Source organism: Nocardioides sp., from assembly GCF_016462705.1.
Lineage (GTDB): Bacteria > Actinomycetota > Actinomycetes > Propionibacteriales > Nocardioidaceae > Nocardioides.
Window position 1 is genome coordinate 1 of record NZ_JAEMSS010000014.1, and the last position, 25,412, is coordinate 25,412.

Sequence of the window (25,412 nt, forward strand, 5' to 3'; positions counted from 1 at the left end):
GAGATCGGCAAGAACGGCTACCTCGGCATCAACATCCCCGAGGAGTACGGCGGCGGGGGCGGCGGGATCGGTGACATCGCCGCGGTCTGCGAGGAGCTGGCCGCCCAGGGCTGCCCGCTGCTGCTCATGGTCGTGAGCCCGGCCATCTGCGGGACGATCATCAGCCGCTACGGGACCGAGGAGCAGAAGCAGCGCTGGCTGCCCGGGATCTGCGACGGCACCGGGACGATGGCCTTCGCGATCACCGAGCCGGACGCCGGGACCAACACCCACAACATCACCACCACCGCCCGCCGGGACGGCGACGAGTGGGTGCTCAACGGCCGCAAGATCTACATCTCCGGTGTCGACGAGGCCGACAACGTGCTCGTCGTCGCCCGCGCCGAGGACCGCCCGGTCAGTGAAGGGGGGACCGGCAAGGTCAAGCCGGTCCTGTTCGTGGTGCCCACGGACGCGGCGGGCTTCGAGGCCAAGGCGATCCCGATGGAGATCGTCAGCCCCGAGCTGCAGTTCACGGTGTTCCTCGACGACGTCCGGCTGCCCGCCGACGCGATCGTCGGCGACGAGGACGGCGGCCTGGTGCAGCTGTTCGCCGGCCTCAACCCGGAGCGGATCATGGCGGCGTCGTTCTCGACCGGGCTGGCCCGGTTCGCCCTCGGCAAGGCAGCGCAGTACGCCAAGGAGCGGGTCGTCTTCAAGGACGCGATCGGTTCGCACCAGGCGATCGCCCACCCGCTGGCGCAGAGCCACATCGAGATCGAGATGGCCCGGCTGATGACGCAGAAGGCGGCGGCCCTCTACGACGCCGGTGACGACCTGGGGGCGGGCGAGGCGGCCAACATGGCGAAGTACGCCGCCGCCGAGGCCGCCTGTGACGCCGCGGACCGGGCCGTGCACACCCACGGTGGCAACGGGATCACCCAGGAGTACGGCATGGCCGGGCTGCTGGTCGCGACCCGGGCCGGCCGGATCGCTCCTGTCAGCCGGGAGATGATCCTCAACTTCGTGGCCATGCACTCCCTGGGGCTGCCCAAGTCCTACTGACCCGGCACGGCCCGTTCGGGCTATTCCCGCCGCGACCTGGTCGGCGCACCATCCGAGGATGAGTGAGCCCTACTGCGTCGACGTCGACTTCGCCGTCCTCCGGGACGCCGGCAACACCGCGCTCTCGCTGCTGGCCTGGGGCGACCGCGTGTCGGTCGTCGGCCGGACCGACTCCCGGCTCGAGGTCACGGTGCCGGCCTGGAGGACCGGGCCGGACGGGGCGCTGACCCGGTTCGAGCAGGCCGGCTTCCTGCAGCGGCGCACCCGGGTCGACGGCAGGACCCGGGACGTCGCAGTGCCGGTGGCGGACTCGAAGGTCCTGCAGGTCACGTTCGTGGACGTCCAGCAGGGCGACGCGACGCTGGTGCAGACGCCGGGCGGCAAGGTCGTCACCGTCGACGGTGGCGAGAACGTGATGTTCGCGCGGTTCCTGGCCAGCAGGTTCCCCGGCACGGGGGCCGACCGCCGGCAGACGATCGACGCCATGGTCGTCAGCCACGGCGACGCCGACCACTTCGGCGGGCTGCCCGAGATCCGCGAGTCCGAGACGAACAGCTCGCCGCGCAAGCGGTTCTTCGCGCAGCCGGTCCGCGTCTTCCACAACGGCCTCGTCAAGCGCCCGAGCAGCGTGCCCGAGCTGGAGGCCTTCGGGGCCACGAAGAAGTCCGGGTCGCGCACGGTGATCACCGGCCTCGAGACCGATCTGACGGCCGTCCCGGCGAGCACGATGAACAAGTTCTTCCAGGCCTGGCGGCGCGCCCTGACCGGGTGGCAGGAGGACGGCGGTCCGATCGAGTTCCGCAGGCTGGCCCGGGGCTCCGACGACGCCTTCGACTTCCTGGCCCCCGAGGGCATCCGGGTCGAGGTCCTGGGCCCGATCCAGACCAGTGCCGGCGGCACCCCCGGGCTGGCGTACCTGCGCGCCCCCAAGCGTGGGGTCCCGATGGCCCACCTCGGCTACGAGCCGGGTTCGCTCAGCGCCTCGCACACGGTCAACGGCCACTCCATCGTGTTGCGGCTGACCTACGGCAACGTCCGGATGCTGTTCGCGGGCGACCTCAACAACCCGGTCGAGGAGGCGCTGGTCAAGGACCACGACACCGGCGCGCTCGACCTCACGTCCGAGGTGTTCAAGGTGCCGCACCACGGGTCCCACGAGTTCAGCGCGGAGTTCCTGCGCGCCGTCTCCCCGCTGGTCTCGGTCATCTCCTCCGGCGACGAGAACAGCCGCGTGGAGTACATCCATCCCCGGGCGACCCTGGTCAACAGCCTGGGCCGGTACTCCCGCGACGACGCGGGCCTCGTGTTCGTCACCGAGATGGTCGCGTTCTTCGAGACCGTCGGCTGGTCGACCCGGCAGGTGCCGCCGGGCAAGCCGGCCGGGCCGTCGTTCTTCGGCTTCCGGCGCTCGGCGTACGGCCTGGTCCGGGTGCGCACCGACGGCGAGCGGATGCTCGTGTTCACCGACTCCGGCAAGCGCGACATCAAGGAGGCCTACGCCTACGAGGTCGCGTCTCCCGGCACCGCCGTGCCGGTGCCGGTCCGCAAGGTCGGGTGACCGGGGGCCGTCGTCGCGAGGTCGGCTGCCGACCCCTCGGGTAGCGTCGGTACGTGGACTCCGGAAGCGCAGCCTTGAGGTCAGTCGCTCCGGACGTGGAGAAGGCGCTGAACACCCTCGTCGAGGTGCGGCCCTCGGGGGTCCACGACGAGCTGCTCGAGTCGCCGGCGGTCGCCAGGTTCGCCGAGCAGTTCGCGGCCGACGTCTCGGTCATCGACGACGGGCTGCGCGACGACTTCTCGCTCGCCACCGGCACGCACCAGTTCGACGTCGTCCAGATGGTGTGGATCGCCGACATGGCGCCGCGGGTGCGGTCGGCGCTCGACGCGCTGTTCGGTGCGTCGGACTGGCCCGAGCCTCCCCGCCGCTTCCCGGTGTCCAGCGTGTGGGCATCGGTCGAGGGCTTCATGACCTCCGTGGCCCGGCTGCGCGGTCTCGACCCCACCCTGACCGAGCTGGTCCGGCTGCGCGGTGCCCGGCAGCACGACTGCCGGCTCTGCTCGTCGCGGCGGTCCCAGGAGGCGATCGAGCAGGGCGCCGGCGACGCGGAGTTCGACGCGGTCGACCACTACGCGACCAGTGACCTCCCGGACGCCACCAAGGCGGCGCTGGCGCTCGTGGACGCGATGATCTGGACGCCCACCGCGATCCCCGACGACGTCGTCGCCGACGTACGCCGCCACCTCAGCGACGCCCAGGCCGTCGAGGTGGTCCTCGACGTGGCCCGCAACGCCGCCAACAAGATCGCCGTCGCCCTGCGCGCCGACACCCCCGAGGTGGACGAGGGCGTCCAGCTCTTCACGACCGACATGGACGGCACGCTGACCGTGGTCGCGTGAGCCGTCGCGGTTAGCCTCACCTCGTGGGGTTCGTCGACGCGCTCGACCGGACGCAGCGGCGACGGTCCTTCTTGGGGATACCCATCGGTGTCTTCTTCAAGTTCGTCGACGACCAGGGCCCCTACCTCGCGGCGATCGTCAGCTTCTACGCGACGCTGGCGGTCTTCCCCATCCTGCTGCTGGCCACCTCGATCTTCGGCTTCGTCCTGCAGGGCAACGACGACCTGCAGCGGCAGGTGCTCGACTCCGCGTTGACGACGTTCCCGATCATCGGCGAGGAGCTCGGCCGGCCCGACGGCCTGCAGGGCTCGACGACCGGCGTCGTGGTCGGCGTCCTCGCGGCCACGTACGGATCGCTGGGGCTCGGGCAGGCGCTGCAGAACGCGCTGAACGTCGCCTGGTCGGTGCCGCGGAACAACCGGCCGAACCCCGTCGCCCTGCGGTTCAAGAGCCTGCTGCTCCTGCTGACCCTCGGGATCTTCATGATCGCGATCACGGCCGTGTCCATCGCGGGAGCCGAGATCTTCGGCGACTCGATGTTGATCAGGTGGCTCATCCGGCTCGCCAACGTGACGCTGGTGGGGATCCTGCTGACCGTCGTCTTCCGCCTCGCGGCGGCCCGGCGGCACCACCTCGGCCGGGCGGCCCCCGGGGCGTTCACCGTGGCCGTGCTGTGGCTGGTTCTCCAGGAGGTCGGGCAGTACTACACGACCCAGGTGCTGGCCGGCACCAAGGGCATGGACGCGGCCTTCGGCCTGGTGCTCGGTCTCATCGGCATCATCTACGTCGCCTCGTTCATGGGCGTGATCGGCATCGAGGTCAACGTGGTGCTGGCCCGCAAGCTGTGGCCGCGCTCGCTGCGCACCCTCTTCGTCGACCGCCCGGAGCTCACCGACGCGGACCGCCGGGCCTACGCCAGCTATGCGCAGGCCCAGCGGCACAAGACGTCGGAGGAGGTCCAGGTCGCCTTCAAGGACCCGGAGACCGGTGAGCTGCTGATCCCCCACGAGCCGGGACGCAACGGCAGGAAGAGCGACTGACGTGGCTACGGTTCGAGGGTGCACCGCAAGAGACAGGAGTACCTCGGGGGTCGTGGAGAGCTGGTCGTCGTCGTGGACTGCTCGGACCTGGATCGGGCTGGTCGGTTCTGGACCCGGGCCTTGGGGTACGACGACGAGGGTGCCGAGAGCCAGCGGTACCGCACGCTGTTGCCCTCGGATGGAGTCGGCGTCGAGGTGCTGCTCCAGCGCGTCGACGACGTGAAGGTGACCAAGAACCGCGTGCACCTGGACATGCGGACCCGCGACCTGGAGGCCGAGGTGCAACGGGTGGTCGACCTCGGAGCCGAGCTGCTCACGACGGAACCGCTGTCGGAACACGGGTGGGACTGGCATGTCCTGGCCGACCCGGACGGGAACGAGTTCTGCGTGATCCAGCCTCCTCCCGACCACTGGGCCTAGCACCCGGCCCCATGGGCTCCGGCGGTCCTGAGGTGGTCCATACTTGGGGCGTGCCGGTCTCGTCAGAGGCTGGCTCCGCGGACGTGGTGTAGTTGCAGCACGCTTCCCTTCCAGGGAAGGGGTCGAGGTTCAAATCCTCGCGTCCGCTCCAAGAGCCCGGGGCCGTGCGGACCCGAAATCCAGAGGCGCGATGTCGGCCCCGCGACGTACCGTCCTGTACTTGTGACGGTCACTCGGGTCGAGAGCAGGCCGACGCCGACGGCCAGCCCCGACCCGGCGGCGGCGGCCGGCCGCGAGCCGGTCGACTGGCGGCGGGTACGCCGACCTCTGACCTACCTCTGCTTCTCCATGTCGATGCTCGGCGCGGTCTCCGCGGCGCTGGGATCGATGGTGGCCGGGCAGCTCGCGGAGGACGCCACGTCGAGGCTCCTGTGGCTGCTGGCGCTGTGCGTCGTCGGCGGCGCCGTGATGGACGCCGTCGCCAAGACCATGTGGGCGACCGTGTGCGACCGGGCCGAGGGCCGGCTCCGCTCCGACCTGCTCGACGCGGCCATGGCGCAGCCGCTGTCCGAGCTCTCCGAACAGGCGGTGGGGGAGATCCTCGACCGCATCGACGACGACACCTGGGAGGTCGGCCAGCTGATGCGGTGGGGCGTGTGGCAGGCCGCGCGCACCTTCCTCGCCTCGGGCCCGCTGTGGGTGGTCGCGACGCTCACCTGGTGGCCGGCGGTGTTCCTGTTCCCGCTGACCGCAGTGGTCACCTTCCTGGTCGTACGACGGCTGCTGCCGCAGGTCTCACAGCGCAAGGTCCTCGAGGAAGCGGCCTGGACCGACCACGCCGCCTCGACCGAGGAGGGTGTCGCGGCCCGCGACGACCTGCGCACGTCGCAGGGTCAGGCCCACGTCCTGCGCCGCAACGCCCAGCTCGCCGCGACCGTCCACCGCACCCTGGACGACGTGCTGGCCGTCGAGGTCAAGATCACCCGCCGGAGCGGCGGGCTGCTGCACGGGGCGCTGGCGGCCGTGGGGGTCGTGGGGATCGCCCTGGTCATGGCGGACGACCTGTCCACGGCGCGGCTGGTGACGCTGTTCCTGGTCACCACGATGTTCGTCGGCGGGGTCGACATGCTCGCCCGCCACCTGCCCGACCTCCAGGAGGGCTTCGGGGCGGTCCTCCGGCTGCGCGGGATGCTCGCCTCACCCGCCGAGCCGGTCGGTGGACTGCCGCTGCCGGACGGTCCCCTGGACGTGGAGTTCGCCCATCTCGACTTCGCCTACGACACCGGCACCTTCGCGCTGCGCGACGTCGACCTGCGCGTCCCTGCCGGGCACACGTGTGCGCTGGTCGGCCGCACCGGGTCGGGGAAGTCCACCTTGGCCTCCCTGCTCTCCCGCGCGGTCGAGCCGCCGCGCGGCTCCGTGCTCCTGGGCGGCATCGACGTCCGCGACCTCGACCTCCAGCAGCTGCGCGCGGCCGTCGGGGTCGTCACCCAGCGCACCGAGGTGCTGGCCGGCACGCTCGCCGAGAACATCACCCTCTTCGCCGACACGCCCCGCGCCGAGGTCGAGGCCGCGGTCGACGAGCTCGGCCTGACCGACTGGGTGGCGGGCCTGCCCGACGGTCTCGACACGGTGCTCGGGCCCGGCGGCACCAGCCTGTCCGCGGGCGAGGAGCAGCTGGTCGCGTTCGCGCGCCTGCTCGTCCGCGACGTCAGCGTCGTCGTCCTCGACGAGGCCACCGCGCGGATGGACCCGGTCACCGAGGCCCGGGTCGTCCGGGCCGCGGACCGGCTGATCTCCGGGCGCACCGGCATCCTGGTGGCACACCGGCTCTCGACGACGGAGCGCGCCGAGCAGGTCGCCGTCCTCGAGTCCGGCCGCGTGGTGCAGCAGGGCCCGCGCGCACGGTTGGCCCGCGAGGACGGCCCCTTCCGCACCCTGGTCGAGGCGGCCGCGCACGAGGCGGTCGTCGAGGAGCACCACCACCAGCAGTCCTCGATCGGGTCGGTCCGCCGGAGCACGACGCCGCCGCCGGCCCCCCAGCTGCAACCCACCCCGAGCCTGGCCCGGCAGGTCTTCCACACCATCCGCGTGCAGCCGCAGTGGGGGCTGCTCGGCGCGGTGCTGTTCCTGGTCTCGTCCCTGACCGGTGCCTTCGGCGCCCTCACCGGCTGGGTCTGGGGCCTCATCATCACCGACCTCCAGGCGGGGGTCGGGCCGGGACTCCTCGTGGTCGGGCTGGTCGTCTCGCTCGTCGCCAGCCCCCTGCTGCTGTCGCAGGCGTTCCGCACCTATCCCCACTGGTGGGTCGACGTGCGCCTGCGGGTGCGGGCGGCGGTGCTGCACGGGCAGACCGCCCAGCACCGGCTCGAGCGCACCCCGCCCGGCGAGGTCGTCGCCCGCACCATGGACGCCGACCGGCTGGCCCGCTACACCGACCGGTGGGTCGACTTCGTCAACGGCCTGCTGGTCGCGCTGATCACCGGGCTGATCGCGCAGAGCTGGCTGGCCGGGTCGGTGCTCCTCGCGGTGATGGTCGCGTCGGCGCTCGCCTCCACCCTGGGGCGCCGGGTCGCCGGTCGATCCGCCGCGGCCTCCTCGACGGCGCGGGCCAGGTTCGGCCAGTCGCTGGTCTCCGCGCTGGAGTCGGTGCGCACCGTCAAGCTCGCCGCGGCCACCCCGCAGGTGCACGCGCACCTGCGGCGGGTCGACGGCGGCCGGGTCGACGCGGCCGTCCGCGAGCACCGCGTGCAGGCGCTGCTCGACGGCGTCCCGGTCGTGATGGTCCAAGGCGGCGTCGTCGCCGCGTGGGGCGGCCTGCTGGCCGGTGAGTGGGGGCTGGCCACCGCGCTGCTGGTCGCCAACGCGGTCAGCGGGTTCGACTGGTTCGGGCGGGTGGCCGGCTCGGTCGTCACCGAGGCCCCGGGCGTCCGGGCGTGGATGAACGCCACCAGCCGGCTCGCCGGCGGCGGCGACCTGATGGACCTCCCGCCGGGCATGGACCTCGTCGGAGGCACTGCCCCGGGTCCCGCTCCCGTCGAGCGCGACCCGCTGCGCACGCTGACCCTGCGCGGCGTCTCCGCCGTCCACGACGACGGGACCCTCGGCGTGCAGGACGTCGACCTCGACGTCTCGGCGGGCGAGCTGGTCCTGCTCCTCGGCCAGGTCGGGTCCGGCAAGTCCAGCCTGCTCGGCGCGCTGGCCGGCCTGGTGAGCACCACCGGCGACGTCCGGTGGAACGACCGCTCCATCCGTGACCCCCAGACCGAGCTGCGGCCGGCCCGGGTCGCGCACGTCGCGCAGGTGCCCCGCGTGCTGTCGGGCACGTTCCGCGACAACGTCGCCCTCGCGCACGGCGACCGCGCCGTCGAGCCCGCGCTGGACGCCGCGCGGATGACCCGTGACGTCGCCGAGGCCGGCGGTGCCGACGCGCTGGTCGGGCACCGTGGCGTCCGGCTGTCCGGGGGCCAGGTGCAGCGACTCGCGCTGGCCCGCGCCCTGGCCTGCGACGCCGACGTCCTGCTCGCCGACGACATCTCCTCGGCCCTCGACGCCACGACCGAGATCGAGCTGTGGCGGTCGCTGCGGGAGCGGGGCACGACGGTCATCGGCGCGACGAGCAAGGCGGCCGCGCTCGTGCAGGCCGACCGGGTGGTCGTCCTCGACGCCGGCCGGGTCGTGGACGACGGCCCGTGGAGCGAGCTGGTCAGCCGATGGGGGCACCTGGCGGGGTGAAGCCGGGCGCGTCACCGGTCGCGAGGACCGGACCGACCGGCCGCCACGCGAAGGCCGGCAGCTCGGTCACGTCCTGAGCTTCTCCCGCAGCCGCTCGAGCAGCTCGTCGGACAGGCCGAGTCCCTGGCGCAGGTAGCCGTCGACGTCGCCGTACTCGGCGGTCGCGGCGGCGTAGGCCGTCTGCAGGTAGTCGGCGTCCGCGACCATCACCCGCTCGTAGACCTCGACCTTGTCCGCGCCGAGGTGCTCGGCCACCATCCCGAGGTACTTCTCCCGGGTGCCGGAGGAGAAGTCGTTGGTGAGCAGGTAGTCGGCGAGGATCGTCTCGTCGTCCACGCCGGCGACGTGCAGGAGCAGGGCCGCGGCCCAGCCGGTGCGGTCCTTGCCGGCCGTGCAGTGGAAGAGGTGCGCACCGTCGGTCTCGGCGACCCGGGTGAGCAGCTCGGCGAACGCCGCCCGGGCTCCAGGCTTGTCCACGAAGCTGCGGTAGACCTCGTGCATCACCTCGGTGCCGGCCTCCCGGGTCTCGAGGTTGCTCACCGCGTCCATCGGGATGCCCTTCACCTCGAGGTGGTGCCACTGGGCGCCCGGGATGGGGACGTCGGGGTGGGCCTCGACCTCGTGGTCGTGCCGGAGGTCGTAGACCGCGGTGACCCCGAGGGCGGCGATCGACTCGACGTCGGCTGCGCTCAGCTGCAGCTCGTTGGACCGGAAGAGGAGCCCGCGGCGCAGCGGGACCCCGTCGGCGGCGACGTACGCCGTGTCGATCCCTGCGACGTCGCGGAAGTTGTCGGCGGACGCGAGCCGGACCAGCTCTTCGCCGAGTTCGGCTTCGGACACGACCCGAGCCTAGGAGCAGGGACTCAGGGGGCGTCCAGCAGGGTGAAGGTGACCGAGCGGCGCGTGTACCCCACCCGCACGACGTGGTCGCACCAGTCGTAGGTCGTCAGGTTGGCGAGGATCGCGCCGTTCGGCACCGGGCGCCCCTGGGCGTCGCTCAAACGGCCCAGCAGCCGGGTGCCCCGGAGCACGGTGAACGGCTCGCCCTTCTCCGCGTCCGTGCAGTCCACGGAGCCCTTGAGCCGGACCCCGCCGAGGTCGAGCGGGCCGGCCGCCTTGAGCAACGGGTGGGCCGCGGTCGCGGCCTGCATCTCGATCACGGTCCGGTCGTCGAGCCTGACGGGACCGAGGGCGCGGTTGGGCTCGCCGGCACTGGTCAGCGTGAGGCGGACGCGGTGGGTGGAGAGCGACCCGAGACGTGCGTCGATCAGGTTGACGTCGGTGCGGCGGTAGGTGACCTGTCCCCGGGTCCTGGTGTTGACGCTGCCGCCGAAGACCTCGGCCGAGCCGTTGCCGTGCTCGAGGTAGCGATCCGTGGCGATCGACCGCTGGACGTTGACGCCGCCGCCCCGGCGGGTGCGCACGGTGAGCGCCTTGCCGACGATGTCGCCGACGTAGACGGGAGCGTCGGACACACGCCACCGACGGGCGCGCTGACCGAGGTCCAGAGGCAGCCACAGGCCGAGTCCCGGCACGAACGCCTCGGAGTTCCGCTCGCCGGTGCTCACCAGCGGGCCGACCAGCCGCAGGCCCAGGCCCGTCAGGGCGTAGCCGTCCGGGTACCAGTACATCACCGGGGTCCGGCGCGGCGTGGTCACCCTGAGTGACTCGACGACCAGGTCCGGGACGTCGTTGACCACCTGCTCGCAGACACCCTCGGCGACGCAGTCGAGCGCGGGGAACACCAGCCGGACCCGCTGGCCGGTCGCCGGAGCGACCCCGCCGGCCCAGTTGCCGGCCGACGACACCCGACCGTCGCCGGAGCCGACCGCGCTCCCGCCGGTCCAGACGAACGTCGGGGTGGCCCGCTGGGCCGCACTCGCGGGGGCTGCCGCGGTGGTGGTCCCGACCCTGGCAGCGGATGGTGGCGATGCGGCCGCTCCGGCGAGGAGGCAGACGACGACCAGCGTCCCGAACCCAGCACGAACCCGCATGGCTCCCCCGTCCCGTGGTCGGGCGACGCTACCTCCGGGCCCGCAGCCGCGCCACACCCTCAGGAGTGACGGAGCGGGACGAACCGGTACTCCCCGTGGCTGGTCACCTCCACGTCGGGTCCGGTCCGCTGGACCAGCAGCATCCTCCCGCCCACCGGGATCACCATCCGTCCGTCCTCGGTGAGCTGGTCCACGAGCTCCCCGGGGAGCTCGCGGGACATGGCGGACACGAGGATCCGGTCGTACGGTGCCCCCTCGGGACGGCCGAGCGTGCCGGGGTCGGCGGCGGAGATGCTCGCCCACGGGACCTCGGCCCGGGCCAGGTTGTCCGCACCGAAGCCGACCAGCTCGGGCTCGATCTCCACGCCGACGACCGCCCCGGACGGGCCGGTGAGCTGGGCGAGCAGGGCGGTGGTCCACCCGGAGCCGCTCCCCACGTCGAGCACCCGGTCGCCGGGCCGGACGTCCAGCAGCCGCAGCATGGCCTCGACGGTGCGCGGCTGGGAGTTGGTCTGGCCGTGCCCGATCAGGATCGGGGCGTCGACGCGGGCGCGCCACCGGGCACCGCGCGGGAGGAACACCCTGCGCGGCGCCGCCGAGAACGCTGCCGCGACCCGGTCCACGATCGCGAGTCAAGCATGCACACTTCTCGCGTGGCCAAGATCTATGCCCTCGTCAGCCTGGTCGTCTTCGTCGTGTGGGTCTGGACCCTGGCCCAGGTCCTGCTGACACCGGACGCCCTGGTGCGCCGACTGCCCAAGGTGGCCTGGTTGGTGATCGTGTTCTTCTTCCCGATGCTGGGCACGGTCGGGTGGTACGTGTTCGGCCGTCCCGAGACGTCGGCACGCCGCACCGCGTCGCCGTACGAGCGGCCGGCGTCGGCGTTCCCGGAGTACGACCGCCCCGGCCGCGCGGCCGCCACCGACCCGGACAAGGACGAGGAGTTCCTGCGCCAGGTGCGGGAGCGGGCCGAGGAGCAGCGACGGCGCTACGAGCAGTCGAAGAAGCAGCCGCCCCCGGCGGACGACTCGTCAGACTGACTCAACCAGCGGGTGTCAGCGCCGGAAGGTCAGCTGGTTGACGTCGATGTAGCCGGACGCGAACCCGGCCCGCGAGTACTCCAGGTAGAAGTGCCACATCCGGAGGAACGTCTCGTCGAAGCCGAGGGCGAGCACGCGCTCGGACACCCCCCGGAAGGCCTCGTCCCACAGCCGCAGGGTCTCGGCGTAGTGCTGGCCCATGGAGAGGCGCTCCACGAGCCGGAGACCGGTGTGGTCGCGGGTGGTCTCGTCGATGACCTGGACCGAGGGCAGGAAGCCACCGGGGAAGATGTACTTGTTGATCCAGGTGTAGGTGTTGCGGGTCGCGAGCATCCGGTCGTGCGGCATGGTGATGGCCTGGATGGCGACCGAGCCGCCCGGCGCGAGGACCGCGTCGAGGGTCTCGAAGTAGGTCCGCCAGTACTGCCAGCCCACGGCCTCGATCATCTCGACGGAGACCACGGCGTCGTACTGCTCCCCTGATCGGCCGAGGTCGCGGTAGTCGCAGAGGTCGACCGACACCCGGTCGCTCATGCCTGCCGCGGCGATCCGCTGGTCGGCGAGGGACTTCTGCGCCCCGGACAGCGTGATGGTGCGGACCGTGGCACCGCGCCGGGCCGCCCGGATGGCGAGCTCGCCCCAGCCGGAACCGATCTCCAGCACCCGGGTGCCGGCACCGACCCTGGCCTCGTCGAGGAGCCGGTCGATCTTGGCGTGCTGCGCCGCCTCGAGGTCCTCGTGCCGGGCGGCGCCGCCGAGCAGCCGCTCGGGGAACCACGCCGAGGAGTAGCTCAGGCTCGGGTCGAGGAACAGCTCGAAGAGGTCGTTGGACAGGTCGTAGTGGTGCGCGATGTTCTCGCGGGAGTTCTTGGTGCTGCTCCGCTCCCGCCGAGGTGGGCGCTTGACCACGATGCTGCGCAGTGTCTGCAGCCGCTCCGGGACCAGCGTGGGGAGCTCCGCGGCCAGCACGGTGAGGAAGGCGCCCAGGTCCTCGGGCCGCTCGGTGTCCCAGGCGCCGGTGAGGTAGGCCTCGCCGAACCCGATGAGCTGGTGCCGGCCGATCCGGGCGAAGAACTCCTCCGGCCGGTGGACGGTCATCGCCGGCCCACCCTTGCCGAGGGTGACGGTCTCCTCGGGATGCTCGACGTGCACGGTCACGTCGAGCCGGTTGACGGCAGCGGTGAAGAGCCGGGCCGCGACCCGGGCCGAGACGGCCGCGCGCGGGCCGGTCGGGACGACATCGAGCCCGGGCCAGTGGTTGGCCGAGCGGCGGCGGGTGCTGGTGACGGTCAAGGGGTCCCCTCCTGGTGATGGGCCGGACGTGGCTGGATCGGGAGACGACGCAGCCAGAGCCAGACGCCATGCATCCGGATCAGGAGGGTGTGCCGGATTGCTGCCGGAGCGGCCCGAAGGGGTGTGATCTGCGACCTGCGCCCGGTCAGCGACGCGGAGAAGGTGGCCCCGTCGTCGGAGTCCAGGGTCACCGCGACGTGCAGGCGCTCCCCCGGGACGGGGGCGGCGACCCGGTAGGTGCCGTCGGTGCCGTGGAACGGCGAGACGTACATCGCCTTGTCGACGGTCCCGCGGCCCTGGGCGTCGGTGTGCACCAGGTAGGCGTGCCGGTCGCCGTAGGTGTTGTGCACCTCCACGACGGTCGCGACCAGGTTGCCCACCTTGTTCCAGCACCACCAGACGCTGATCGGGTTGAAGCAGTGGCCGAAGGCCCGGGCGTTGGCCGCGAGCAGCACCCGGCCACCCCGGACATCGATGCCGTGCAGGTCGAGGAAGGCCTGGACGTTCTCCCGCAGGCTGCGCTCGGGGTCGCCGATGTGGTCCCGGGACTCGAACCGGCCGAGCACGCCGTGGTCGGGCAGGTCGTCGACGTCGACGAGCCAGGTCTGCGAGCGGTGGGTGAAGGAGCGCGCGAACGGCGTGCGCCGGGTGTGCCGGATGGTCGTCGCGAAGAGCCCGGGCGCCGGCAGGCCGGCCGGCTCCCGGCGTACGGCGGCGGGCCACGACAGCCCGAGCCGCTCGACGGCAGCCAGTCCTGACCGTGCCCCGTCCTCGTGGAACCCCCAGCCGTGGTAGGCGCCGGCGAACGAGACCCGGGCGGTGTCGATCTCGGGCAGCCGCGACTGCGCGGCCACGGAGGCCGGCGTGTAGAGCGGGTGCTCGTACTCCATCCGGTCGATCACCGTGGCGGGGTCGACGAGGTCCTCGCCGCCGAGGGTGACCAGGTAGTGCGTCCCCGACGACCCGGTGTCGAGCCGCTGGAGCCGGGTCAGGTCGTAGGTGACGGTGACGCCGTCGGTCGCCAGCGGCCGGCGGTGGAAGTTCCAGCTCGCCCGCGCGTCGTGGGCCCGCGGCAGCACGGACGTGTCGGTGTGCAGGAGCGCGACGTTGGGGGAGTACGGCATCTCGCCGAGCACCTCGCGCTGGGCCGCGGTGGGCTCGGCGAGGATGGCCAGGGCCTGCCCCGGGTGGGTCGCCACCACCACTGCGTCGAACCGGGTCACCACGCCGTTGCCGTCGGTGACCTCGACGCCGCCGGGGCGCTCGAGGACGGAGGTGACCTTGGTGCCGGTGCGGACCTCGGCGATCTCGGCGGCCACCTTGGCGACGTACGCCTGCGAGCCACCCGTGACCGTGCGCCACTGCGGGCTGCCGAAGATCCCGAGCATCCCGTGGTGCTCGAGGAACGTGAACAGGTAGCGCGCCGGGTAGTCGAGCGCGACCTCGGGGTCGCACGACCAGACCGCGGCGACCAGCGGCTCCATGAAGTGCCGCACGAAGTACGCCGAGAAGCGGCCGTCGTGGAGGAAGTCGCGCAGCGTGCGGTCCGGACCCGGGTCCGCGAGCGCGGCCCGGGCGCGCCGGTGGAACCGGGGGATCTCGGTGAGCATCGCGAGGTAGCGCGGGTTCCGGAGGTTGGCCGAGGTCGGGAAGAGGCCCCGTCGGCCGAGTGCGCCGGCCCACTCGAGGCCGGTGCCGTCGTCACGGATCGACATCGACATCTCGGACGGCTGGGTGGCGACGTCGAGCTCGGCGAACATCCGCAGCAGCACCGGGTAGGTGCGCGGGTTGTGGACGATGAAGCCGGTGTCGATGGCCAGCCCGTCGGCCCCGTCGTCCACCCGGTGCGTGTCCGCGTGGCCGCCGAGCCGGTCGTCGGCCTCGAACAGGGTCACGTGCGCCGACTTGGAGGCGACGTAGGCCGCGGTCAGCCCGGCGACCCCGGATCCGACGACCGCGACCCGGGTGGGCGGAGGGGTCACCGGCCTAGGCCTCTGACTCGAAGTCGAAGGTGACGACCACGTCGCCCTCGGGCTCGGGGTGCTCCTCGCCGGCGGTCTCGACGGTGATCCCCGCGCCGTTGGCGCTGGCCGCGTCGCCGCTGAGCAGGACCTCGTTGTCGGATCCCGGGGGCATGACGCCCGCGGGCACCATCACGTCGTCGTGCTGGAGCCACAGGGCGTAGGCGTGGCCGTTGGGGGCGGCCGGCATGTCGTGGGTGATCAGCACCGCCTCGTTGAGCTCCTTGGACCGGACGACGGTGGCCTCGGCCCCGCCGGGGAGGACCTGGGTGAAGGTCTGGGCGTCCGGCGCCGCGAGCACCTGCTCGGTCCGGCTCTCGGGGCCGTCGTCGTCGACCTGCTGCCAGACGACTCCGCCGGTCCCGATCACCACTGCCGCTGCCGCGGCCGCCAGAAAGGCGGGCAGTCGCCTCCGCCGGTGCGGCGTCGAGGCGGCGGTGACCACGGGCGGCAGGGGCCGCACCGTGGCGATCTCGGCCAGGACCCGGTCGCGCAGGGCAGCGGGGGGAGCGGCCGCGGAGGTCTCGGCCAGCAGCGCCGACGCGTCGCGCAGCGACTCGACCTCGCGGCTGCAGATCTCGCAGTCCCGCAGGTGGCGCTCGAACTGGGCACGTTCGAGGTCGTCGAGGGCGTCCACGGCGTAGGCGCCGGAGAGGGCGTGGATGTCGCTCATGCCCCAACTCCCATCGTGTCGCGCAGCCGGATGAGGCCATCTCGGATGCGGGTCTTGGCCGTGCCGACCGGCAGGTCGAGCATGGTGGCAACTTCCGTGTGTGTGTAGCCCCCGAAGTACGCGAGCTCCAGAGCCTCGCGCTGGATCGGGGTGAGGCTCTCCAGGGCCGCTCGGACCCGGTGGGCCTCGAGCGAGGCCTGGGCGGCCTCGGCGGTCGAGTCGTGGTCGACCGGCTGGTTCTGCTGGTTGTACGTCGTGTCGCGCCGGGTGGACGCCTCGGCCGACCGGACCCGGTCGACCGACTTGCGGTGCACGATCGTGAGCAGCCACCCGAGCGGGCTGCCCTTCGCGGGGTCGAACCGGCCGGAGTTCTTCCAGATCTCCAGGAAGGCCTCCTGGGCGACCTCCTCCGCCTGCGCCGGGTCGCGGACGACCCGGACGGCGAGACCGTGGACCCGGGCCGAGACCGCGTCGTAGAGCTGGGCGAAGGCGTTCTGGTCACCACGCCCGCAGAGCTTCAGCAGGTCGGCGAGGTCGGGTGCCGCCGGCGCCCCCTCCTGGGGGACGCCGGCGGTCACTGGCCGAAGGTGTTCCACGGTCCTCGATCCTGCTCTGTCGAAACCCGGTACCCGATAGGCCGTCGTGGATCAGGCGGCCGGCGGCATCATCACGGTGTCGATGACGTACACCGTGGCGTTGGCCGTCGGGATGTTGCCGCAGATGACGTTGGCGTCCTGCACGGTCATGCCCTCAGTGTCGCCCGCCACCGTCAGCTCCGCGCCCTGGAGCGAGGTCTGGGTGCCGACCACCGCGTCGGGGTCGAGCTGCTCCCCGACCACGTGGTAGGTCAGGATCGAGGTCAGCAGCTCCTTGTCCGCGAGCACGGCGTTGAGGTCGGCCTCGGGGATCGCGGCGAAGGCGTCGTTGGTCGGCGCGAACACGGTCAGCGCCTCGGCGCTGTTGAGGGTGTCGACCAGACCGGCCTCGCCCACCGCGGTCACGAGGGTCGAGAGCAGCGGGTTGGCGGAGGCGGCGGTGGCGACCGGGTCGTCGACCATGCCGTCGAACGAGCCGTCGCCCTCGGTCGGGACGGCGGCGCAACCCTCACCGAAGGTGTCGGCACCGGCGCCGGCCGGGGCCGCCTCGTCCTCGGTCATGTCCTCGCTGGCGTCGTCGGCGGGAGCCGAGGACTCGGAGGTGGTGTCGTCGCTGCCGCTGGTGGGCTCCTCGCTGTCGTCGCCACACGCGGCGAGGGACATCGAGAGGGCCAGGACGGCGGCGGCTGCGCCGCTGCGGCGGAGAGTCGATCGCTTCATCGGGAGGAACCTTTCGGTGGGTCGTGCTCTGGTCGGCTTGCTGTCAGGTGTCTTGCTGTGAGGTGTCTTGCTGTGAGGTGTTCGGTGCGCCGGTCGCGGCGGATGGGTCCGGACGGCCAGCGGCTCGGTGTGGTCTGGGCCACCTGGGCCTCCCTGGGCCGTCCTGGGTCCAGGGGTCACGTGACCGTGACGATGAGCTCCTGGATGCCGCTGGCGCCCTCCGGGAACGGCGTCGCCCGGACGGTCGCCTGCTCGTTGCCGTTGCCGTCCACGACTCGAGCGGCGACCGTGTGCTGGCCGGCGTCCCGGGCGTCCCAGCGGTAGAACCACTGCCGCCAGTAGTCGTTGCCGGCGGACGGTCCGAGCTCGGCGTCCTGCCAGCCGCCGCCGTCGATGCGGACCTGCACCGTGGCCACGCCGCCGTTCTGCTGCGCCCAGGCGACCCCCCCGATGACCACCTCGCCGGGTTCGAGCTGCGCGAGGGCCTTCGGGGTGTCGATCCGGCTGGAGATCTTGATCGGGGCGTCGGTGGCCCAGTCCCGCTCGGTCCAGTACGCCGTCTTCTCCTCGTACGTCGTGAGGGTGAGCCTGGTGACCCACTTCGTGGCGCTGATGAACCCGTAGAGGCCGGGGATCACCACGCGGGCCGGGAACCCGTGCTCGCGCGGCAGCACCTCGCCGTTCATGCCGACCGCGAGCATCGCGTCGCGGCCGTCGGTGGCCAGCGCCAGCGGCGTGCTGATCGTCATGCCGTCGACGTCGGTCGCGAAGATCTGGTCGGCGGCCGTGCCGACGCCCGCCAGGTCGAGCAGGTCGGTGAGCCGCACACCGAGCCAGCGGGCGCCGCCGACGTACTTGCCGCCGACGCTGTTGGAGACGCAGGTGAGCGTGATGTCCCGCTCGATCAGGTCCATCGCCAGGATGTCGTCGTAGGTGAGGGTGACCTCCCGGTCGACGTCGCCGTCGATGGTCAGCGTCCACTCGTCCTGGTCGACGATCGGCACGTCGAGCCGGGTGTCCACCCGGTAGAAGTCCTCGTTGGACACCCGGAACGGCGTGATGCCGTCGAACTGGCTCTCGAGCCCGGTGGGGAAGGCGGGTGCCGGGTCGGCAGGCGCCGGCAGCGAGATGTTCTCCAGCCGGGTGCGGACCCGGCCGATGTAGCGGCCGGCTCCCCCGAGCGCCGCGGCGGCGAGGGCGAGGGCCCCCGTCGCGACCAGGACGCCTCGGCGCGACGGCGCGGTCGCCGCCGGGTCCGCGCCCGGCATGAGGTGCTCCATCGGGTGCTCGGCGGGCTTGCTGGTCGGGGCGGGCGCCCGGGTGGCGGCCGGACGTGCGGTGCGGTCCAGCAACCACAGCGCCGCGACCCCGGAGATCGCCGCGGCGACGCTGGGAACGACGTCGACGAGCTCGGCCGTGGGGCGGTTCATGGCGGTGAAGCCCGCGACCGCGACCAGGACCAGCAGGAGACCGGCGCCGAGCCGGAGGCTCCGGCGGGCCAGCACTCCGGCGACCGCGGCCAGCAGCAGCACGCCGGCCATGACCGACCCGATGAGGATCGCCTTGTCCCGGTCGCCGAACTGCCGGATCGCCCACTCCTTCATGGGGGTCGGCGTCAGGTCGATCACCTGGGAGCCCACCGCGAGGACCGGGGACGACGCGGGGTTGAGCAGCGCGGCCACGAAGTGCCCGGTCGCCACCCCCACGAGGGTCGCGAGCACTCCGAACAGGGCGTAGAGCAGACGGCGCTTCATGCCCCGTGTTCGGAGCGGACGCCTACTTCGGCGGGAGCGCCTCCGCCTGGGCCACCCCGACCTCGACCCAGCGGGCGAGCGCGTCGTCGTCGGCGACCGCCTCCGCGGGCACCCGCAGCCAGCCGTCCATCGGCTTGCCTCGCATCTCGAACGGCGTCGCGCCGGCGGCGAGGTGGGTGCCGGTGTCCTCGGGGGCGCAGCGGACCATCAGCCCGCCCTTGCTGCTCGCGGCGACCGCCATGTTGCCGCCCACCAGGAACGCCAGCCCGCCGAACATCCTCTGCTCCGTGGTCGGCGTGCCCTCGAGCTGGTCGCGCAGCCGGTCCGCGAGCTCCACGTCATAGGCCATGGTGATCAACTCCCAGGCGGCGCCAGCGCCGCCCCGACGGCGCGCTGGCGGCGTTGCCGTCGCTCGCAAGACGCCCAGTCTGCCAGCGCTCCGGCTCCTTGCCATCGCACCACCGGGACGACGCTGGCATCCACCTGGGGTCGATCACCATGCCCTGGGCCATACGTGAGTATTGCGCTCATGACCGACAGTCCCTCCGAACCCGCGGCCGAGCTCGTCCACCTCGAGGTGGACGGCCCGGTCGCGACCATCACCCTGGACTCGCCGCACAACCGCAACGCGCTCTCGCGGCAGCTCGTCACCGAGCTGGTCGGGCACGTGGCGACCGCGGGCGAGGACGGGTCCGTGCGGGTGGTGCTGATCCGCTCGTCCGGACGGGTGTTCTGCTCGGGAGCCGACCTGTCCGAGGCGAGCAGCGGGGGCATGGAGGAGGGGACCAGGGCCATCGTGGCCCTGCAGCGGCAGCTGCTGACGCTGCCCAAGCCGGTGGTCACCGAGGTGGCCGGCCCGGTGCGCGCGGGAGGCATCGGCATCGTCGCCGCCTCGGACGTCGCGGTCGTCTCGACCGAGGCCAGCTTCGCGCTCACGGAGGTCAAGCTCGGCCTCGCCGCGGCGATCATCTCCCTCACGGTCCACCAACGGATGAACCCGAGGGCCGCGGCGCTGACCACCCTCGGCGGCGAGGTGTTCACGGGCGAGCAGGCCGCGGCGTACGGCCTCGTGACGGTGGCGGTCCCGGCCGCCGAGCTGGAGGCCGAGGTACGCCGCACGTGCGAGTCGCTCGCGACCGGTGCCGCGCAGGGGCTGCGCGAGTCCAAGCGCATCCTCAACCGGGACCTGGTGGCGCGGATCGACGAACGCGGCGAGGAGCTGGCCGCGCTGAGCGCCACCCTGTTCGCCTCCGACGAGGCGCGCGAGGCGATGACCGCCTTCCTGTCCCGCGGCAAGTAGCGAGAACTCTTCCGCGCCGCCCCGGGCGGGTTAGGCTTGATGGCTCCGCCCTGGGGAGGCGGGACAGGTCCGCGTCGGAGGTTGCAGCAGGTGAGTGACGAGCTCGTCGAGCGGGAGATCGCTGACGAACAAGCGTTCGTCGACAAGGTCTACCGACAGCTGGAGGTCTCCGCCGAGGCCGCGCAGCGCCTGGCGAAGGAGGGGCACGACCGGGGCCGGCTCGGCCACGAGGGCGGCCTGGTCGAGCGCGACGCGATGGTCTTCCACGCCGCCCGGCGGATCGCCCAGCTGGACGCCGCCCACGAGGGCCTGGTCTTCGGCCGCCTCGACATGCGTCCCGAGGTGGACCCGCAGCCGCGCTACGTCGGCCGGATCGGGCTACGCGACTCCGAGCGCGACTCGCTGCTGATCGACTGGCGCGCCCCGGCCGCCGCCGTGTTCTACCAGGCGACGGCCGCCACCCCGCACGACGTCGTCCGCCGCCGGGTGCTGCGCTGCACCGGACCGCGGGTGGTCGGCGTCGAGGACGAGCTGCTGGACGACTCGGTGGACACCGAGCTGCCGATCGTCGGCGAGGGCGCGCTGATGGCTCAGCTGTCCCGGGCCCGGGACCGGTCGATGCACTCCATCGTGGCGACCATCCAGGCCGAGCAGGACCTCGCGATCCGGGCGCCCGGACGTGGCGTCGTGGTCATCAGCGGTGGTCCGGGCACCGGCAAGACGGTGGTCGCGCTGCACCGCGCGGCGTACCTCCTGTTCAACGACCGGCGCCGGTACGAGAGCGGCGGCGTCCTGATCGTCGGCCCGAGCGGCGTGTTCATGCGCTACATCGAGCGGGTCCTGCCGTCGCTCGGTGAGACCGCGGTGGCGCTGCGCTCCCTCGGCGAGGTGGTCGACGGCGTCAAGGCGACCCGACAGGACGAGCCCGCGGTGGCCGACGTGAAGGGCTCGGCCCGGATGGCGACCGTGCTCCGGCGGGTGGCGCGCATGCAGGCGCCCGGCAGCCCCAGCGGTTTCCGGGTGTTCTGGCGCGACGACGTCATCGTGCTGGACCGTGGCGTGCTGGGCCGGGTCCGCCGGACGCTCATGTCCCAGGGGCGCCGCAACCGGCAGCTGCCGCGGGTGGCGAACGCGCTGCTCGACCAGATGTGGCGCCAGGTCCGGGGCGAGCGCGGCCGCGAGCGCGGCCGGGAGGCGTTCGACGACGAGATGCTGTCGAGCCAGGAGTTCCTCGACTTCGCCGTGGCGTGGTGGCCTCCGGTCGACGCCGTCGAGGTGCTCGGCTGGCTGCGCGACCCCGACGTGCTGGCCCGGATGGCCGACGGCGTGCTGAGCGCCGAGGACCAGCTGCTGCTGCTCAAGTCGTGGGGTGGCTCGGACGCACCGATCGTGCCGTCGGTCCAGGACGTCCCGCTGCTCGACGAGCTGCGCTACGCGCTCGGGGACGTGCCGGCCCGCACCGACGACGAGCGCGACCTCGACGAGACGGGGCTGCTCGAGGGCGGCCACGACATGCAGGAGCTGCTCACCGCCGCCGACCGCGAGTACGCGCCGTCGGGTCGCGCCTGGGCGCCGCCCACGCACAAGATCGAGGACGACCCCTTCGCGCACGTCCTCATCGACGAGGCCCAGGACCTCACGCCGATGCAGTGGCGGATGGTCGGACGCCGGGGCCGTACGGCGTCGTGGACGATCGTCGGCGACCCGGCGCAGTCGTCCTGGCCGGTGCCCGTCGAGTCGGCGGCTGCCCGGGCCGAGGCGCTCGAGGGCAAGCCGGTGCACGAGTTCCACCTCTCCACCAACTACCGCAACAGCGCGGAGATCTACGACTTCGCCGCGGCCTACGCGCAGCGCGTGGGCCTCGACGCCGACCTGCCCACCGCGGTGCGCTCCACCGGGGTGGAGCCGCGGGTGGTCGACGCGGCCGGCGACCTCGAGTTTGCGACCCGGGCGGCCGTCGTCGAGATGGCCGGCCAGGTGGGCGGCACCGTGGCGGTCGTCGTACCGGCCCGGCGCCGCTCCGAGGTCAACGCCTGGCTGGCGTCGTGGCCCGAGCTCGCCGAGGACGCCGCCGGGGCACGGGCCGCGATCGACTCCGCGGTCACACCGTCGGGGGACGACCGGGTCGTGGTCCTGACCGGCCTGGACACCAAGGGGCTGGAGTTCGACGGCATCGTGGTGGTCCGCCCCGAGGAGATCGAGGCGGAGTCGGCGACCGGCCGCGCGACGCTCTACGTCGTGCTGACCCGCGCCACCCAGCTCCTCACCACGGTCAGCTGAGGTCGCGCAGCGTCTCCCGGAGGTACGGGATCGACAGGTCCACCTTGCCGCGCGCCGGCGCCTCGATGACACCGGCGGCCATCAAGCGTCCGCGGTAGGTGTTCACGTACTGGCTCGACCGCCCCATCCGCCGGGCGATCTCGGCCGTGCTCGACGGGCCGTCGTCGACCGACATCGCGAGCAGGAACTCCCGGTCGACGTCGGAGAGGTCGTTGAGCGCCGTCTCGTGGACGAGCTCGCGCAGCCGTCGCTTGGCGACCGCGACCCCTCGCGAGACGGCAGCCAGGTCGATGACCTCTGCGTCGGCGGCGCGCCACATCTGGTGACCGACGAGCTGGACCATGAAGGGGTAGCCCTCCGTGGCCTCGGCGGCGGCGAGGCTCGCCTCCGCGTCGATCGACCGGCCGTGCTGCTCGACGGTGCTGCGCAGCGCGTCCTCCACGTCGTCGACGGCGAGCGACCGCAGGTCGTGGCGGTCCGCCCGGCGCAGGAACGTCAGGACGTGGTCCGAGAGGAGGTTGGAGACCGAGGAGGGCAGGCCGGCCATGGCCAGGGCGAACTGCCGGTCCTCCCTGACCAGGTGCTGGCTCATCGACGCGATCTCGCGCATCTGGTCGCGCTGGCCGCCGTGGATCTCGTCGATGGTCACCAGCAGGCCGCGGTCCGGGCCGAGCGCGTCGAGCAGCTCGGTGACCAGCGTGCGCAGGTCGGCCGACGGCTGGTCGACGTTCTCCCAGTCCGCACCCACGCCTCCGGGGAGCGAGAGCCCGGTGAGCCGGCGGCGCGCGGGTGGCTGCTGCTGGCGCAGCAGCGCGGCCACGCGGCGGCGGAGGTCGGGCACCAACGTCGAGGTCGCGGTCACGCCGACGGCCAGCCACCCGGCGGCCAGGAACGCGTCCTCGTACTCGTTGAGCATCACGGTCTTGCCGACCCCGCGCTTGCCGGTGAACAAGCAGATCCGTCCCGGCGCGCCCGGGCCGTCGGTCACCGCCTCCTGGATCCGGCGCAGGGAACCGGCCCGGCCGATGAGCTCCGGCGGCGACGAGCCGGCGGAGGGCTTGAACGGGTTGGCCATCGGTCTCCTTGCTGTTCCTTCTTATTCCTTATCATTTCTTCTTGAAGCTGTGCACTGCGTACGCTGCCGCACATGTCCTCATCCAGCACCTCTGCCGCCCGGGCCGCGATCGCCGCGCTCCAGGGGCACGAGGCGTGGGCGATCATCCGGCGCTCGACCAGGGCCGGGGACCGGGACACCGTCGGCCTCGTCGGCGGCCGGCGCAGCGTCGTCGAGTCCGTGCTCGACGTACCCCTCGAGACCGGCGTGCCCGAGGACGGGCACATCGCCGACCGGCTGCTCGCCATCCCGTTCCGGCAGATCGCCGAGCGCGGCTTCGCGGCGCACGACGACGGGACGCCGCTGGTCGTCGTCGACATCCAGAGCGAGCAGGAGTTCTCGGTCGCCGAGATCGTGGACGCGATCGACGACACCGGGGTCGACTTCGCCGACCGCGGCGGCTTCGACATCGACGACGACGAGTACGCCAAGCTGGTCGCGACGATCATCAGCGACGAGATCGGGCAGGGCGAGGGCGCCAACCTGGTGGTCGGCCGCCACTACCGCGCGACCGTCGCCGACTGGGGCGCCGACAAGGCGCTCTCGGTGTTCCGCCGGTTGCTGGAGCGCGAGCGCGGCGCCTACTGGACCTACGTCTTCTTCACCGGCGACCGCTACCTCATCGGCGCCAGCCCCGAGCGGCACGTGTCGATCCTGGGCGGCGACGTCCGGATGAACCCGATCAGCGGCACCTTCCGGATCCCCCGCGAGGGCCCGGGGGCCGCGGACGTGAAGGGGTCGCTGCTGGAGTTCCTCCAGGACGAGAAGGAGATCTACGAGCTCTTCATGGTCGTCGACGAAGAGCTCAAGATGATGTGCGACATCTGCCACGAGGGCGGCCAGGTGCTCGGGCCGTTCCTCAAGCCGATGAGCCACCTCGTGCACACCGAGTACCTCCTCGCCGGGCGCACCGACCGGGACCCGCGTGAGGTCCTGCGGGACACGATGTACGCCGCCACGGTGACCGGGTCCCCGGTCGAGAACGCCTGCCGGCTGATCGCGCAGTACGAGACCGAGGGCCGCGGCTACTACGGCGCCGCCCTGGCGGTCCTGGGCCGGGACGCCGCGGGCGGGCCGATGGTCGACAGCCCGATCGTGATCCGCACCGCGTCGGTCGACCTCGACGGCCGGCTGACCGTGACCGCGGGCGCGACCCTGGTCCGCGACTCCGACCCGGCGTACGAGGTGGCGGAGACGCACGCGAAGGCCGGCGGCATCCTCTCGGCGTTCGGCCTGGTGCCGGCGGCGCCCGCCCCCGAGATCGACATGGCCGAGCTGGTCACCGACGAGGACGTGCTGCTGGCCCTCAACGCGCGCAACCGGCGGCTGTCGACGTTCTGGCTGACCGACCAGTCCGACGCCAACCCGGACCCGAGACTGGCCGGCACGAGCGTCGTCATCCTCGACGGCGAGGACGACTTCGTGAACATGCTCCGGCACGTCCTGGGCGTGTTCGGCATGACCAGCGAGGTGGTCCGCCAGGAGGACTACGTCGAGGGCTGCCTCGACGGCTTCGACCTGGTCATCGTCGGGCCGGGCCCCGGCGACCCCCGGGACGGCGACGACCCCAAGATGCAGCGGATGCGCGTGGCCGTCCAGGCCCTGCTCGCCTCGGGGCAGCCGTTCCTCGCGGTCTGCCTGGGCCACCAGTCGCTGTGCCACGAGCTCGGGATCCCCTTGTTCTACAAGGACATCGTCTTCCAGGGCACGCAGTCCCCGGTCGCGATCGACGGCCGGACCGAGCGGGTGGGGTTCTACAACACGTTCGTCGGCCGGGCACCGGACGGCTCGCCCCTGCCCGACGGCGTGCGCGTCGACGCCGATCCTGAGTCCGGCGACATCCACCACCTCGTCGGACCGCACTACCGCGGCATCCAGTTCCACGCCGAGTCGATCCTGAGCCAGCACGGCTACGACGTGCTGCACCACCTGGTGTCCGAGCTGCTCCTCGGCGACTGACCGCCGAGCCGGCGTTACTGACGGACAGTAGC

21 protein-coding genes and 1 tRNA gene are annotated in these 25,412 nt (G+C 72.5%); 11 read left to right on the plus strand and 11 right to left on the minus strand.

Translation table 11 applies throughout. The annotated features are described in order from the left end of the window. From JHD21_RS03150 to JHD21_RS03180, 7 genes are all read left to right on the plus strand, one after another. The coding region (locus tag JHD21_RS03150; protein WP_292671567.1) for an acyl-CoA dehydrogenase family protein at positions 1-1,044 on the plus strand (1,044 nt) is incomplete at its 5' end. 58 nt (positions 1,045-1,102) lie between these two features. Then, on the plus strand, positions 1,103-2,602 hold the full coding sequence (locus tag JHD21_RS03155; protein ID WP_292671569.1) for an MBL fold metallo-hydrolase: 1,500 nt from the start codon (positions 1,103-1,105) through the stop codon (positions 2,600-2,602). 95 nt (positions 2,603-2,697) lie between these two features. Beyond that, complete coding sequence (locus tag JHD21_RS03160) at positions 2,698-3,441, plus strand: hypothetical protein (protein ID WP_292671571.1); 744 nt, start codon at positions 2,698-2,700, stop codon at positions 3,439-3,441. Between the two features lie 23 nt (positions 3,442-3,464). Continuing rightward, the gene (locus JHD21_RS03165) at positions 3,465-4,481 is read left to right on the plus strand and encodes a YihY/virulence factor BrkB family protein (RefSeq protein WP_292671573.1); all 1,017 of its coding nucleotides are present in this window, start codon (positions 3,465-3,467) and stop codon (positions 4,479-4,481) included. A gap of 18 nt (positions 4,482-4,499) precedes the next feature. Further along, positions 4,500-4,901: a VOC family protein gene (locus JHD21_RS03170; protein WP_292671575.1), complete on the plus strand. Its 402-nt coding sequence runs from the start codon at positions 4,500-4,502 to the stop codon at positions 4,899-4,901. A gap of 77 nt (positions 4,902-4,978) precedes the next feature. Then, positions 4,979-5,052: transfer RNA gene (locus tag JHD21_RS03175), tRNA-Gly, on the plus strand. Positions 5,053-5,123: 71 nt separating this feature from the next. Continuing rightward, the gene (locus JHD21_RS03180) at positions 5,124-8,636 is read left to right on the plus strand and encodes an ABC transporter ATP-binding protein (RefSeq protein ID WP_292671577.1); all 3,513 of its coding nucleotides are present in this window, start codon (positions 5,124-5,126) and stop codon (positions 8,634-8,636) included. A 66-nt stretch (positions 8,637-8,702) separates the two neighbouring features. On the opposite strand, the gene JHD21_RS03185 is transcribed toward JHD21_RS03180, so the two are convergent. Genes JHD21_RS03185 through JHD21_RS03195 form a run of 3 tightly spaced genes read right to left on the minus strand, consistent with a single transcriptional unit; the run spans position 8,703 to position 11,253 of the window. Continuing rightward, positions 8,703-9,476, minus strand: a complete 774-nt coding sequence (locus tag JHD21_RS03185) for a tyrosine-protein phosphatase (RefSeq protein ID WP_292671579.1) — start codon at positions 9,474-9,476, stop codon at positions 8,703-8,705. Positions 9,477-9,499: 23 nt separating this feature from the next. Next, complete coding sequence (locus tag JHD21_RS03190) at positions 9,500-10,630, minus strand: hypothetical protein (RefSeq protein WP_292671580.1); 1,131 nt, start codon at positions 10,628-10,630, stop codon at positions 9,500-9,502. 59 nt (positions 10,631-10,689) lie between these two features. Next, positions 10,690-11,253, minus strand: a complete 564-nt coding sequence (locus JHD21_RS03195) for a methyltransferase domain-containing protein (RefSeq protein ID WP_292671582.1) — start codon at positions 11,251-11,253, stop codon at positions 10,690-10,692. A 30-nt stretch (positions 11,254-11,283) separates the two neighbouring features. Between JHD21_RS03195 and JHD21_RS03200 the strand changes: the two genes are divergently transcribed. Beyond that, the gene (locus JHD21_RS03200) at positions 11,284-11,670 is read left to right on the plus strand and encodes a PLD nuclease N-terminal domain-containing protein (RefSeq protein ID WP_292671584.1); all 387 of its coding nucleotides are present in this window, start codon (positions 11,284-11,286) and stop codon (positions 11,668-11,670) included. Between the two features lie 15 nt (positions 11,671-11,685). On the opposite strand, the gene JHD21_RS03205 is transcribed toward JHD21_RS03200, so the two are convergent. The 7 genes from JHD21_RS03205 to JHD21_RS03235 all read right to left on the minus strand — a co-directional run bounded on the left by JHD21_RS03205 (position 11,686) and on the right by JHD21_RS03235 (position 19,076). Beyond that, entirely contained in the window at positions 11,686-12,963 is a 1,278-nt protein-coding gene (locus JHD21_RS03205) for a class I SAM-dependent methyltransferase (protein ID WP_292671586.1), read from the minus strand. Further along, entirely contained in the window at positions 12,960-14,945 is a 1,986-nt protein-coding gene (locus JHD21_RS03210) for an FAD-dependent oxidoreductase (protein WP_292671588.1), read from the minus strand. Before JHD21_RS03210 ends, JHD21_RS03205 begins: the two co-directional genes overlap by 4 nt. Before the next feature lie 4 nt (positions 14,946-14,949). Then, positions 14,950-15,657 carry an anti-sigma factor gene (locus JHD21_RS03215; RefSeq protein WP_292671590.1) on the minus strand — a complete coding sequence of 236 codons (708 nt, stop codon included), beginning with the start codon at positions 15,655-15,657 and terminating at the stop codon, positions 14,950-14,952. After that, a complete protein-coding gene (gene sigK, locus JHD21_RS03220) occupies positions 15,654-16,235 on the minus strand; it encodes an ECF RNA polymerase sigma factor SigK (RefSeq protein WP_292671591.1) in 582 nt (193 codons plus the stop codon). The genes JHD21_RS03215 and sigK overlap by 4 nt, the downstream gene beginning before the upstream one ends. Before the next feature lie 69 nt (positions 16,236-16,304). Next, on the minus strand, positions 16,305-16,973 hold the full coding sequence (locus tag JHD21_RS03225) for a fasciclin domain-containing protein (protein ID WP_292671592.1): 669 nt from the start codon (positions 16,971-16,973) through the stop codon (positions 16,305-16,307). Between the two features lie 176 nt (positions 16,974-17,149). Beyond that, the gene (locus JHD21_RS03230) at positions 17,150-18,727 is read right to left on the minus strand and encodes a molybdopterin-dependent oxidoreductase (protein WP_292671593.1); all 1,578 of its coding nucleotides are present in this window, start codon (positions 18,725-18,727) and stop codon (positions 17,150-17,152) included. A gap of 22 nt (positions 18,728-18,749) precedes the next feature. Beyond that, complete coding sequence (locus tag JHD21_RS03235; RefSeq protein WP_292671595.1) at positions 18,750-19,076, minus strand: TfoX/Sxy family protein; 327 nt, start codon at positions 19,074-19,076, stop codon at positions 18,750-18,752. 180 nt (positions 19,077-19,256) lie between these two features. On the opposite strand from JHD21_RS03235, the gene JHD21_RS03240 reads away from it, so the two are divergent. Next, positions 19,257-20,027, plus strand: coding sequence for an enoyl-CoA hydratase-related protein (locus JHD21_RS03240; RefSeq protein WP_292671596.1), 771 nt, complete (start codon positions 19,257-19,259; stop codon positions 20,025-20,027). Positions 20,028-20,117: 90 nt separating this feature from the next. Continuing rightward, positions 20,118-22,307: a UvrD-helicase domain-containing protein gene (locus JHD21_RS03245; protein ID WP_292671597.1), complete on the plus strand. Its 2,190-nt coding sequence runs from the start codon at positions 20,118-20,120 to the stop codon at positions 22,305-22,307. Here JHD21_RS03245 and JHD21_RS03250 read toward each other — a convergent pair. Next, positions 22,300-23,382 (minus strand): ATP-binding protein, encoded by a 1,083-nt coding sequence (locus JHD21_RS03250; RefSeq protein ID WP_292671598.1) that lies wholly within the window; start codon positions 23,380-23,382, stop codon positions 22,300-22,302. The two genes, JHD21_RS03245 and JHD21_RS03250, sit on opposite strands and share 8 nt — an antisense overlap. A gap of 72 nt (positions 23,383-23,454) precedes the next feature. Between JHD21_RS03250 and JHD21_RS03255 the strand changes: the two genes are divergently transcribed. Next, positions 23,455-25,380, plus strand: a complete 1,926-nt coding sequence (locus JHD21_RS03255; protein WP_292671599.1) for an anthranilate synthase family protein — start codon at positions 23,455-23,457, stop codon at positions 25,378-25,380. The last annotated feature ends 32 nt before the right edge of the window (positions 25,381-25,412 follow it).